Raw genomic sequence first — 11211 nt, 5'->3', positions numbered from 1 at the left:
ATAACCACATGCGGGGCAATGTCTTGGTAAGGCGCAACGGGGCATCCTGCAGTGCACTTTCCGCACAGGTAGCACCGGCCCAGTTCCTGGCCGGATAGGTTTTCTACTCTTTCTTTTAAATCCGTGTTAATGGACCTTAGCGCATCTCGCATAGGTAAAACCTCTTATCTTGTTAACCTTTGATCGTCTACAATACTCTTACAAAAATTCGCTCTACCGTTTGCTACGGCTCTAATGGTAATCGCTTCAGCAAACGTCTTCCCAAGAGGTCCATCCACGCTCAAAAATGCCTACTATCCGAACAGTATCTACTTTTCTAACCCATGGCTTTGTTGATATTTCGTTAACTAAAGCTTCGATACTAACCGGCGCCTCTACCATAACCACCATGTCACAGCTACCAACTACCGGATCCACGAAATCGACTCCGGTGATTTCTTCCAGCTCCCGCACTGCCTGAATAAATTGCTTCTGGTCGATATCATCAGCTACGTTAACAAGCAGATAAGCTCTTAGTCCCACCTTAATCTCCCTCTCAATAGTGTTTAGGCGATTTCGTCTAACGGTTTTCCTTGCTGTTCTGCCGCATTATCTTGGCTTTGGACCCTCTGGGCTGCTTCTTTCCTGCGCTGGACTACCTCTCTTTCAGCCAGATAAACCTGGGTCAGCAGTGAGCCACAGTATGTGCAAACTCCCGTGTTTGTAATTAGCTCAACATCCTGATGATGAATACGGTCAAAAAAAGTTCGCTGGCAATGCATGCAGGTTCTTCTCATGCACCTTATGCATGATACTCTTTTGCATTTTTCGCAAGTACTCGATAAGATGTACTCCCCGTAACGCATTTGCGCTCCTTTCCTTTGCGCCTGGCCTTACCTGGCCACAGCACGGCTTTGACGCTTTTCTAGCCCCTCTGTTAATGCTATCTAACAATATTGTGAAAAATGTCACATCGGAGCGTGCACGTGTTTTGCCATCACGAAAAACAAGGAGTAAAATAAGGATACGAACGTGGTTTTAGACGTTTATTGTTTGGGTACGTAGCCTGAGAGCAATCAGTATTTATACTGAATTGCTAACAGGGCAGGCAACGATGCCTATTCGGGAGCTAATTTCTTAACCTTTATTTTTAAATAAATAGTCTAGTTTGCTAGTACCCCATTCATGCTATTATTATGCTGGAGGAGTATTATGGGGAAAATAAGGGTACTATTGGCAGACGATCACGCTTTTGTTCGTGAAAGTATTCGCCAATTCTTAGAAAAGGAACCAGATATCGAAGTTGTTGGCGAAGCCGCCGATGGCGAGCAAATGGTAGCTCTTGCTAATGAGCTTAAGCCCGATGTCATCATTGCTGATGTGGCAATGCCCAACCTCAACGGCATTGAAGCAACTAGAAAAATCAAGGCTGCAAACCCCTCTATTACTATACTTATACTGACCGCTTATGATTTCGACCAGTATGTATTCACCCTTCTCGAAGCCGGCGCCACGAGCTACCTGCTAAAAGACATCAGTTCACAGGAACTAATAAAGGGCATTTACGCAACGTACAGGGGAGATTCTGTTCTTCACCCTGCAATAGCCCGCAAGATAACGCAACGTTTCAGAGGTGTAAACCACGCAACCTCCAGCACGGGTGAATCGCTTACAGAGCGCGAGCTAGACGTTATCAGGTTGGCAGCCCTTGGTAAAAGCAATAAAGAGATTGCCGATGAGCTATCTCTAAGCATACGCACTGTTGAATCCCACATCGGCCATATCTTTAATAAACTTGGCGTAAACTCACGCACTGAAGCTGTCATCCTTGCCTTAAGGCGAGGATGGGTTGGATTGGAGTAAGAATGCTACATGATATAGAAGCGATTTTAGTCATCGCTTTTTGCATCGTCATCTTGCTATTACTGGTCCTTTCAAAAAGAGGTCATGATGACCTCAAACTTACCAGAGAGAATTTGCGGCTTGCACACCAGAAGATACGCACAAAATCAAGGAGCGCTATAGAACAAGAGAGAAGGCTGACCGCTATTGCCGCATTTTCTGCAACCCTCAACCAACCCCTAAGCATAGAACAGGTTATTGAGACTGCCGTTGATATGGTAAAAGAAGTTATGCAGGTCGAGACTGTTTTTATTTTCTCCCTGGATAAAACTGCCGGAGAATTAAGGATAACCGCTTTTGACGGCATTAGCCAGGAATATGCTGCAGCCTTGGACAGAACAAAAATCGGAGATGGTGCATGCGGAAAAGTCGCAAAGACTGGCAAGCCGGTAATAGTAGAAGACCTGGATTCAAATTCTGCCCTCAATGTGCCTGGAACTAAGGAAGAAAAAATCAAATCGCTGCTTAGCGTGCCCCTGAGGGCTCACAGCGAAATAGTTGGCACTCTCTGCGCGGCTACTAAAGCAACCCGCGTATTTGATCATACCGAAATTAGATTGCTCAGCGCTATCGGGAATTTAATCGGGATCGGCATAGAAAACTCTAGCCTAAACCGGGAGAGAGTAGTTGCCCTTGACCGACTCAGGTTCTCCGAACATAAATATCGACAGCTCTTTGAGAACGCCCTTGACGCGATTTGGGTTCAGGATTTAGACGGCAAAATCACAGCCGCGAACCATGCGGCAGGTGAGCTTTTTGGTTACCACTTATCTGAACTCTATGGTAAAAATATCCACGATCTGCTGCCCAAAAAGAATCTTGCAAAATTCAAAGAGCAACAAAGGAAGCTCTTAGATGGACAGGATATACAGCAACCGTATAAACAAAGAATATTAAAGAAAGATGGCACTGAAGCTATCTTGATGCTTACCACCAATTTGGTGTCAAAAGATGGCCAGCCTAACGGATTTCAATTTATCGGCAGGGATATAACTCAAGAAGTGAGAATGCAGGAGAACCAGCAATTCTATCTCGAGCAGATCACCAAGGCTCACGAGGAAGAGCGGCTGCGCATTGCCCGCGACCTGCATGACAGTGCGGCGCAAAATCTCATTGGCATACTTCACAAGCTGGAGAACTTCTGTCAAAACGATGAACACCTGCCCATGCCTGAGTTAAGGTCTTTGTGGAATCTGCACGAGAGACTAAAAGACGTATTACAAGAGATACGCCAATTAAGCCGAGACCTAAGACCCTCCATTCTTGATCACCTGGGGCTTCTTCCCTCAGTAGACTGGCTGGTCGACCAATTAAAAACCGACCGCAAAATAGCCATAAGTTTTACCGTAAGCGGCGAGAGACGCCGCTTCTCTCCAGAAGTAGAGGTGCAGCTATTCCGCATCATACAAGAAGCATTAAGAAATATCGCAAAACATGCTGAGGCAACAAAAGTTAAAATAAATTTTAACTTTGAGGACGATAAAGCAACTATCACTATTGCTGACGATGGAAAAGGCTTTGACCTCCCTCCAACCCTGGGCGAGCTATCACGACTTGGCAAACTGGGGCTCGATGGTATGCAGACCAGGGCAAGACTTGCAGGCGGCACCTTCGATATACAATCGAAACCAGGTCGTGGAACCAAAATAACCATTACAATTCCAGACCTCTGCCAGTATAGCTATGACAATGAGAGCCTTGTGCCTTAAAGGCTTCCCGTCACATTTTTACAAAAGTTTGTGCGATATAACTTGTTGATTTAATAACTCGACCCAGTGTGTTGTTATGCGCTAACTCGCCTATTTGACCCACGCCACTTTTACTGGTAGATTAGAGCTTAGAACGTAGGATTTTTTCTAATGTTTAGTCGAGCAATAGTCATAGCAGTTGCCTCATTAATGATTATAGTGCAATCCTCCAGCACCTTCGCATCCCAGCTTGCCGAAAAACAAAAGGAGCTGCAAAACATCAACGCCCAGATCGAGGCAACCAAGGATAAACAGGAAGATGCCGCAAAACGGCAGGCCGAGATCAGCCGACAGCTCCAGCTAAGCACAGAGAAGATGATCCAGATACAAAGAAAGATAAATACCACGCAGGTAGAGCTTAACAAGGTAACTGCTGAAAAGCAGGCTGCCGAGGCAAAGCTAGGCGAAACCCAAAAACATTTAGAAGAAACGCAGATAAAGCTTGATGATGCACGGAAACGTCTTAACATACGAAGAATCGTGTTTAATAGGCGTTTAATCAGTTCATATAAAAACCGCAAACTAAATGTCGTTATCCTGCTCTTGAACTCGAAAAACCTTGTTGACTTTATGAATCGCTTTACGCTACTTAGCATGGTTGCCCAGCAAGACGGCAGAATTGTCTTTGACATGAAGCGGCTTACCGCTGACATAGCAAATGAGGTCAGCCAAATCGAGGTCGCAAAGGAAGCGGTCGAGCAGCAACATGCCGAACTCACCGCCGCAAAAGAGCGCATTGATATACTTTTCCAAACCATCGTATCACAGAAAAAGCAATTGCAGGACGAGATAGCTAGGCAACGAGAGTTGTATGACCAGATTCAGGAAGAGAGGCGTAAGCTTGCACAGACTGAGAGTGAGCTTAGAATCAGCTCAAGGATAGTAGCCGGGCAAATCATAGCGCTGCAAACCGGCGGTACAACAAGGGCTGTCGGTCCAACACCAGAGCTAAAGGCGCTTGCAACAAGTATCGCAGATAAATACGGTATCCCACCCAATTTATTCATTGCCCTTATTTGGCAGGAATCGGGATGGAACTACCGAGCGGTATCATTGGTCGGGGCAATAGGGCTAACTCAGGTAATGCCGTTTAACATAGTTGCTTGGGGATATGATATCGAAACATTTAGAAACTCGCCTAGCCAACAGCTTGAGGCTGGCGCATGGTACCTAAGCCAGCAATACAAGAAATTCGGCCGCTGGGACTTGGCACTCGCAGCATATAATGCCGGTCCTGGTGCGGTGATAAAGTATGGCGGCATCCCACCCTACCCTGAAACACAGCGTTACGTGAGAAACATCCTTGCCATGGCTGGAATGTAGACTTCTCTTGCCCATCGGAGAAAATCAAAACATCTTGGGTATCTTTAGGCGTGACTAGTCACAAAACTTCTTGAGCATCCTGAAAACCAAAAGGCTAGATCTCCTCAAGGAGTGGTTAAGAGATGAAAGATTTCAGACAAGAAATTAAAATCCCCATAGACGACATAAACCTCATGGGAAACTTGGATATTCCCCAGGATGCACAGGCGATAGTTGTTTTTGCGCACGGAAGTGGCAGCAGCCGTTTTAGCCCGAGGAATAGATTTGTCGCCGGGGTTTTGCAAGATGCAGGTTTGGCTACTTTGCTCTTTGACCTTTTAACCGAAGGCGAAGAGCGCATCGACATGATAACGGCCGAGTTCAGGTTCGACATCGATCTACTTGCCAAACGCCTTGTCGCAGTCACAGACTGGATCAGCCAAAACGAAGTCATGCATGGGCTAAAGCTGGGCTATTTTGGTGCAAGCACAGGTGCAGCGGCAGCTTTAATTGCCGCAGCCGAGCGCCCTGATGTTGCCCGCGCAGTTGTTTCAAGAGGGGGACGGCCCGACCTTGCAGTGCACGCCCTGCCAAGAGTTAAGGCACCGACTCTTTTCATCGTAGGCGGAAATGACGAGCCGGTAATTGAGCTTAACAAGCAAGCCATGATGCACATGCCCGAGACCACTGTGAAAGAGCTAAAAATAGTTCCCGGCGCCACCCACCTATTCGAAGAGCCCGGAAAGCTAGAAGCGGTGGCAAACCTGGCAAAAGACTGGTTTATCAAGCACCTTGGAGCCGCAATGCCAGGAAAAGAAGTGGGTGCAGCATAAGTGCTAAAAGTTAAAAAGTTAGATTCATATCGGCCTGCATCACGATTTCTTTATAATATGTAGAGGGGTCAGCAACCTTTACACCCTGCACCAGGTCGGACTCGCTCATGCCAAACACCGATAGGTTAAGCGGACAGGCAAGGATTGTTGCCCCTTCAAAATAAAGCGTCTCAAGAAGCAGGCTAGCATCGGGGAGATCCATCGCCTCCATCCTTTTCATTACAGCCTCTCTTTCCTCTTCGGATTGATCAGGCAGACAGACGAGCTTATCGATTTTGTCCTTGTGGACAGCATTAATGCCTCGTGAGCCAAAAAATATTGTAACCTTCGACCCCGACCTCAAGAGACTCAAGGCAGTCATCATGGCGTTAAAAACCTGACATAGCTCATCATGAAAGCACATCACAGAAACATTCTTGACTACCTTTGGCTGAGAACCCATTTTATATGCCCCCTTAAATACGATCTTTAACATTACTAAAACGTGAGAACCTTATCGCTCTCTGCCACAATCTCATACATGTCATTCATGCCTCCTATTGGACAGAGCTACGGCGTTATGCCCCTTATCTTTTCTGCACAGCTACCGCAACAAAGAACCTGGCCGCCCATAGCTTGAAAATCTTTCATCATTTGAGTTACCGGAAACTGCTCGGTATCCAATCGCTCGGCCATAACACCTCTTCCAGTTAGGAAGATTTTTACCTCATCACCTTTGGTGAGAGGCTTTAAGCCAAACCTAAATGCATTCCAGACGGTCTCCGGGTCATCCGAGTTAATGATAATTCCAAACTTCATTTATTCCTCCCTGGTATGTAAATACATACCTGCTAATTAAGAACCCAAAAAACATTAGTTTACTTAAAACTAGGGTGTCGCATAAATCATGCCACCAATCGTTTGATAGATCGTAAGTTGTCACCGTACACCTTATTGCGATAAAGCAGCACGTTGTAGGCTAAAATTAGCCAGTTGATATGTTCCTTGACATGTGAGAGCTTCTTCAAATAAAAGGGTAGCTCATCTATACGGATAATCTCTTTGAGCTGAGAGAATACCTGCTCGACCACAACTCGTTTATTGAGAAGCACCGTTCCTGCCCGCGAAAGGGTAAGCTTAAAGGCCTTTTTTCTCTCGCCCTTGGCACGAAGGACTGCATTTTGAAGAGTTTTAGCCCGCCGTGGATTGACCCTGGCTACGAGTTTTGCATCTAACTCTTTGCGGCAGTATTTGTACAGTGCGGTAACATCATAGAGAGCATCGCCGACACAATATTTTTAGTTCTTTATTGATTGTTTTGGAGCGTTTCAGTATGGCTTGAGCTTGCTCTTTGCTCTTAACCGATGCCTTAGTCGTGGTGTGGGAGAGTATGGCACCATTAAGATCGCACGTTAAGTGCAACTGGTAGCCGTAGTATATGCCTTTGGAAGAATAGCCCCAATTCGCATTGGGATGAACTCTCTGGTTGGCAACAAGTGCCGAGGAGTCGATAACGGCAACTCTTCCACCTGCCAGAAGTGAGGCGAGCTTGGCATCAAGACGGCTCCTTAAGCGCCGTAGCCGCGGGTCCTTCTTTCTTCGTGCAAGTGTTGCCAGATGCGGCACACTGGCAGGATTTAGGTTAAACAGCCTTGCCCAGAGCGGCCGTGTGCTAAGGCGATGGTAAAGTGCTCTAAGACTCAAACCCTCAATACCGGCAAGAGTGAGCATTATTAAAAGGTCCTCATCCGTATATTTGGCTGGTCTGCCCCGCCTAACCTTGGCAGGTCGACCCCGCCTTTCTTGGGCTAGCCCCTCAAGTAAGCTCTCGTTAAGAGTGCTACAATTTGAACTGCTATCTGGTACGATATGTTCGCCACCTCTTTCTGAAGTTGGTTTGTTTTGGCGAACACCACCTTACCAGATTGTAGGTGGCATTTCTTTATGCAGTTATTAAAGATCAATTAATTATGCGACACGGTAAAATAACTTAAGCTTATGCGCAACATCCAAACACATGCGAATTGCGGCAAAGGCAATAACCACACCCAAGCCTTTCTTAAGTGATGCAGCCTGGATCTTTTTGGTATACTTTGCCCCGATTCTAGCCCCCGGCACTGCGCCTACCAGAACAGCTAGCGTAAGAATGTATGGGACTTGCCCTGTTACAAGTTTTCCTATTGCCCCAAAAATTGATGCGGCAAAGGCAATGCCTAAAGTACTTCCAATCGCAATTTTTGTTGGAATACCTAAGAAGTAGATCATAAGCGGCGCGAAAATGTAGGCGCCCGGTGCCCCAACCATTCCACCAATAAACCCTACAACAAGAGAGATAGCAAACGCCCCAACTTTACTAAAGGATATATCCTCAGGTAAGACATCCTCACCTAACTCTTGTTTTGGCAACCACATGATAACAGCGGCAAAAGCAGCCATGAGCGCAAAAATGACTAGAAGTGTCTCGCTTGACGTTTGTTTTGAGTAAACCGAACCTAAGAGTGCAGCAAGGGCAGCCGTTCCACCCATTATCAGAACTAGACTTTTTGATACAAGCCGGTTTTTGTTGTGCGTAAGTACGCCCGTTAGAGCTGAGGCAAAGACCACAATTATTGTTATGCCGGATACTTGTTTCATAGTTAGCTCCCCAACACCGATCAAAGGTGGGGCATACAGTAAGAGCGGTACAAGAATTATGGCACCCCCTAAACCTAGTAAGCCAGAAAAAAATGCACCAATAAGTCCTATTAAAAATAGGGTTAGGGTCAAACCGGTCTCAGGCATTCTTCCTCCATTTCAAAGCCAAACCTTACATTACAATCTATTGTTAACGCCTCCTGTTTCCTGGATAGGTTCCTTTTTTTGTAACGGGACAGCATGCCGGAGCCGGCAAGCTGCCTTTATAATCTTTTCTAAGAACTTCTAGTAGATCGGGCACTATAGGATCCACCAAAAAGTAGCAGCGAAGCCTCCCGTCCATGTAGTAATCGATAAGACCACACCTCCGCAAAACCCCAAGATGTTGAGATACGTTGGGCTGGCTGATTTCCATTGATTCCTCAAAGTCGCTTACACACTTTACACCCTCTTCAAGCTCTTGAAGGATTTTAATCCTCGTTGGATGGGCGATAAGCTTTAGAAGCTCTACTTTCTTATTTAAAGACCTCATTGGGCGTCGCTCCTTTTGTTATAATAATGCATGCAAACATTATTATATATTTATATTGTTATTATTTCAAGAGGTCGAATTGCCTCACCAAAAATCTATTCCAAATTCCATCGTTGCCTCATATAAAAACCTATTTGAAAGGGGGAGGCTATGGCTATCTTTTTAAGTATGAAAGGAGGTAGCTATGGCACTTACCATGAAGGAAAGACAAGCAGTGTTAAAAGAGACAGCAACAAGATACCGGAGGGCAACAAAGAAAGAGAAGGGAAAGATTTTAGATGAGATGGAAGCTTTACTCAAGTTAAACCGCTGCTATTTAGCGTATGCACTTAGAAATTACAACAGAAAGCTTATCCTACCAGGGACAAACACAGTTTTTATGGCCGGCAAAACCAAGAGGCGCCAGAAACCCAAGTACTATGGTGAAAAGGTAGCTATGGCACTTGAGTTTATCTGGCACCTTTTGGATTTTCCTTGCGGCAGGCGTCTTGCTCCTTACCTTAAGGAGATTATACCCGTTTTGGAAAGATGTGGGGAGCTTAACTTAGATAAAGAAACGAAAGAGAAGCTTTTCAAAATAAGTGCAGCAACCATTGATAGAATCCTTTCGCCCATAAAGAAGGATAAAGCAATCAAACCAAAAACTTACACCAAAAAGGCAAGTCTGCTTAAAAGCCAAATTGCCGTTAGAACTTTTGCCGATTGGGATGATCTAAAACCTGGCTTTATTGAAGTAGATCTAGTTGCCCATGATGGCGGCAATGCAAGCGGGGAGTTCTGTCAGACATTGGATGCAACTTGCGTTGCAACCTGTTGGACAGAGACAATTGCGGTTAAAAACAAGGCACGCAGGTGGGTATTCGAGGCAATCAAAGAAATAAGACGAAGATTTCCCTTTCCTATCCAAGGCATTGATTCCGATAACGGCGGTGAGTTTATCAATAGTCATCTTGCAAAATATTGCGAGAATAATAAGATTGCCTTTACCAGGAGCCGTCCCTATCGCAAAAACGATAACTGTTATGTAGAACAGAAAAACTACTCAGTAGTAAGAAAAGCAGTAGGATACATGCGCTATGATACAGAAGAGGAACTTATGCTGCTAAACGAACTATACGTGATCTTACGCCTTTACACCAACTTCTTTCAGCCAACGATGAAGCTAGTTGAAAAAATACGGACCGGCTCTAAGGTTACCAAGAAATATGATCGTGCCAAAACACCATACCAAAGGGTACTTGACTCTTCTATTGAGCAAGAGGATAAGAAAAGGTTAAAAGAACAATATGCTACTTTAAATCCAGTGGCTTTGAAAGATGAGATTACTAGATTACAGAACCAGTTGATTAAGTCGGTAGCACAGAAAATGCGCAAGCAAAGATCTTTACCACCAAATGATTTGGAGTATATTTTATGTGAGGCAACCAGAGGTTAGTTCGAGTAGATTTTTATATGAGGCAATAGGCCCTAAGCTACCAACTTTAAGGAGAGATATGCTAGACTCCTAATACAAAGGTTGCTGTTAGCTAGATTTCTCGCGAAAGGATCCCTAGGTATAACCACACCCTATAACAATAGCTAGAAAGCAGGAAACCGCTCCACAAAGCGGTTTTTCTGGTTGGAACTTGAGGTGCTCCCCAAATTCGCATACATTCCAACTTCATACAGAAGTTTACAGTTTGATTGTTTAGATTCTAGTTGCACTATATCCTTCCGTTAAAGTTATGCAGCTACAGCCAAATAACCATGGATTAAAGCAAATTATGCAGTAAAATAGACTAGTAATCCTATAACTATGAGTTATTAATGTCGAGCAAAAAGCATTCATGCAAAGGACAAGATCATAACCATAGCGCTCTTGGTCATAACCACGGTGCAATTGATCCTACTATCTACACTACCGAGAGAGGTATCTGGGCAATAAAATGGTCGTTCGTTGGCTTATTAATAACCGCCGTATTTCAGATTATAGTTGTTACGCTATCCGGCAGCGTTGCCCTTTTAGCAGATACTATCCATAACTTCGGCGATGCGGCTACCGCTATCCCGCTTTGGATTGCTTTTGCTCTCGCACGGCTAAAGCCGACGAAGCGTTACACATACGGTTATGGCCGTGTTGAGGATTTAGCCGGCGTTACCATCGTCCTTATTATATTGCTGAGCGCTATTGTTGCCGGTTATGAATCGGTTGATAGGCTCATTCACCCTCAAACGGTAAGCCACGTGTGGGCTATCGTTGCCGCCTCTCTTGTTGGATTTCTCGGAAATGAGGCGGTAGCGGTCTTTCGCATCAGGGTAGGCA

Annotated in this window: 14 protein-coding genes; 6 read left to right on the top strand and 8 right to left on the bottom strand. The window is 45.1% G+C overall.

Annotated elements, in window-relative coordinates; all coding sequences use genetic code 11:
- Positions 1-246: 246 nt before the first annotated feature.
- Both K6T91_11195 and K6T91_11190 read right to left on the bottom strand, forming a co-directional pair.
- Entirely contained in the window at positions 247-522 is a 276-nt protein-coding gene (locus K6T91_11195) for a hypothetical protein (protein ID MCL6473356.1), read from the bottom strand.
- Positions 523-545: 23 nt separating this feature from the next.
- Complete coding sequence (locus tag K6T91_11190) at positions 546-845, bottom strand: hypothetical protein (GenBank protein MCL6473355.1); 300 nt, start codon at positions 843-845, stop codon at positions 546-548.
- Between the two features lie 346 nt (positions 846-1191).
- Here K6T91_11190 and K6T91_11185 point away from each other — a divergent pair, with 346 nt between their 5' ends.
- The 4 genes from K6T91_11185 to K6T91_11170 all read left to right on the top strand — a co-directional run bounded on the left by K6T91_11185 (position 1192) and on the right by K6T91_11170 (position 5764).
- Positions 1192-1842, top strand: coding sequence for a response regulator transcription factor (locus K6T91_11185; protein ID MCL6473354.1), 651 nt, complete (start codon positions 1192-1194; stop codon positions 1840-1842).
- A 2-nt stretch (positions 1843-1844) separates the two neighbouring features.
- Positions 1845-3590, top strand: a complete 1746-nt coding sequence (locus K6T91_11180) for a PAS domain S-box protein (protein ID MCL6473353.1) — start codon at positions 1845-1847, stop codon at positions 3588-3590.
- A gap of 669 nt (positions 3591-4259) precedes the next feature.
- The gene (locus K6T91_11175; GenBank protein ID MCL6473352.1) at positions 4260-4952 is read left to right on the top strand and encodes a lytic transglycosylase domain-containing protein; all 693 of its coding nucleotides are present in this window, start codon (positions 4260-4262) and stop codon (positions 4950-4952) included.
- A 122-nt stretch (positions 4953-5074) separates the two neighbouring features.
- Positions 5075-5764 carry a dienelactone hydrolase family protein gene (locus tag K6T91_11170; GenBank protein MCL6473351.1) on the top strand — a complete coding sequence of 230 codons (690 nt, stop codon included), beginning with the start codon at positions 5075-5077 and terminating at the stop codon, positions 5762-5764.
- 10 nt (positions 5765-5774) lie between these two features.
- Here the strand turns inward: K6T91_11170 and K6T91_11165 are convergent, their stop codons facing one another.
- From K6T91_11165 to K6T91_11140, 6 genes are all read right to left on the bottom strand, one after another.
- Positions 5775-6206 carry a hypothetical protein gene (locus K6T91_11165; protein ID MCL6473350.1) on the bottom strand — a complete coding sequence of 144 codons (432 nt, stop codon included), beginning with the start codon at positions 6204-6206 and terminating at the stop codon, positions 5775-5777.
- Between the two features lie 107 nt (positions 6207-6313).
- A complete protein-coding gene (locus K6T91_11160; GenBank protein MCL6473349.1) occupies positions 6314-6562 on the bottom strand; it encodes a DsrE family protein in 249 nt (82 codons plus the stop codon).
- 86 nt (positions 6563-6648) lie between these two features.
- Positions 6649-7002 (bottom strand): transposase, encoded by a 354-nt coding sequence (locus K6T91_11155; GenBank protein MCL6473348.1) that lies wholly within the window; start codon positions 7000-7002, stop codon positions 6649-6651.
- 10 nt (positions 7003-7012) lie between these two features.
- Positions 7013-7474: a transposase gene (locus tag K6T91_11150; protein MCL6473347.1), complete on the bottom strand. Its 462-nt coding sequence runs from the start codon at positions 7472-7474 to the stop codon at positions 7013-7015.
- Between the two features lie 237 nt (positions 7475-7711).
- The gene (locus tag K6T91_11145; protein ID MCL6473346.1) at positions 7712-8524 is read right to left on the bottom strand and encodes a sulfite exporter TauE/SafE family protein; all 813 of its coding nucleotides are present in this window, start codon (positions 8522-8524) and stop codon (positions 7712-7714) included.
- Between the two features lie 43 nt (positions 8525-8567).
- Positions 8568-8909: a metalloregulator ArsR/SmtB family transcription factor gene (locus K6T91_11140; protein MCL6473345.1), complete on the bottom strand. Its 342-nt coding sequence runs from the start codon at positions 8907-8909 to the stop codon at positions 8568-8570.
- Between the two features lie 184 nt (positions 8910-9093).
- Between K6T91_11140 and K6T91_11135 the strand changes: the two genes are divergently transcribed.
- Positions 9094-10344, top strand: coding sequence for a transposase family protein (locus tag K6T91_11135; protein MCL6473344.1), 1251 nt, complete (start codon positions 9094-9096; stop codon positions 10342-10344).
- 371 nt (positions 10345-10715) lie between these two features.
- Positions 10716-11211: cation diffusion facilitator family transporter (locus K6T91_11130; protein MCL6473343.1), on the top strand; the 496-nt coding region annotated here is incomplete at its 3' end.

Source organism: Bacillota bacterium (assembly GCA_023511485.1).
Taxonomy (GTDB): Bacteria; Actinomycetota; Aquicultoria; order Aquicultorales; family Aquicultoraceae; genus CADDYS01.
Note: the sequence above shows the minus strand (reverse complement) of the source record. Positions and strands in the feature narration are given on the sequence as shown.

What these genes read in the sequence shown, in the direction of transcription:
- K6T91_11180 (MCL6473353.1), top strand. Translation starts at nt 1,845, where the DNA reads ATGCTACATGATATAGAAGCGATTTTAGTCATCGCTTTTTGCATCGTC.
- K6T91_11135 (MCL6473344.1), top strand. Translation starts at nt 9,094, where the DNA reads ATGGCACTTACCATGAAGGAAAGACAAGCAGTGTTAAAAGAGACAGCA.
- K6T91_11185 (MCL6473354.1), top strand. Translation starts at nt 1,192, where the DNA reads ATGGGGAAAATAAGGGTACTATTGGCAGACGATCACGCTTTTGTTCGT.
- K6T91_11165 (MCL6473350.1), bottom strand. Translation starts at nt 6,206, where the DNA reads ATGGGTTCTCAGCCAAAGGTAGTCAAGAATGTTTCTGTGATGTGCTTT.
- K6T91_11140 (MCL6473345.1), bottom strand. Translation starts at nt 8,909, where the DNA reads ATGAGGTCTTTAAATAAGAAAGTAGAGCTTCTAAAGCTTATCGCCCAT.
- K6T91_11150 (MCL6473347.1), bottom strand. Translation starts at nt 7,474, where the DNA reads ATGCTCACTCTTGCCGGTATTGAGGGTTTGAGTCTTAGAGCACTTTAC.
- K6T91_11160 (MCL6473349.1), bottom strand. Translation starts at nt 6,562, where the DNA reads ATGAAGTTTGGAATTATCATTAACTCGGATGACCCGGAGACCGTCTGG.
- K6T91_11190 (MCL6473355.1), bottom strand. Translation starts at nt 845, where the DNA reads ATGCGTTACGGGGAGTACATCTTATCGAGTACTTGCGAAAAATGCAAA.
- K6T91_11170 (MCL6473351.1), top strand. Translation starts at nt 5,075, where the DNA reads ATGAAAGATTTCAGACAAGAAATTAAAATCCCCATAGACGACATAAAC.
- K6T91_11145 (MCL6473346.1), bottom strand. Translation starts at nt 8,524, where the DNA reads ATGCCTGAGACCGGTTTGACCCTAACCCTATTTTTAATAGGACTTATT.
- K6T91_11175 (MCL6473352.1), top strand. Translation starts at nt 4,260, where the DNA reads ATGAAGCGGCTTACCGCTGACATAGCAAATGAGGTCAGCCAAATCGAG.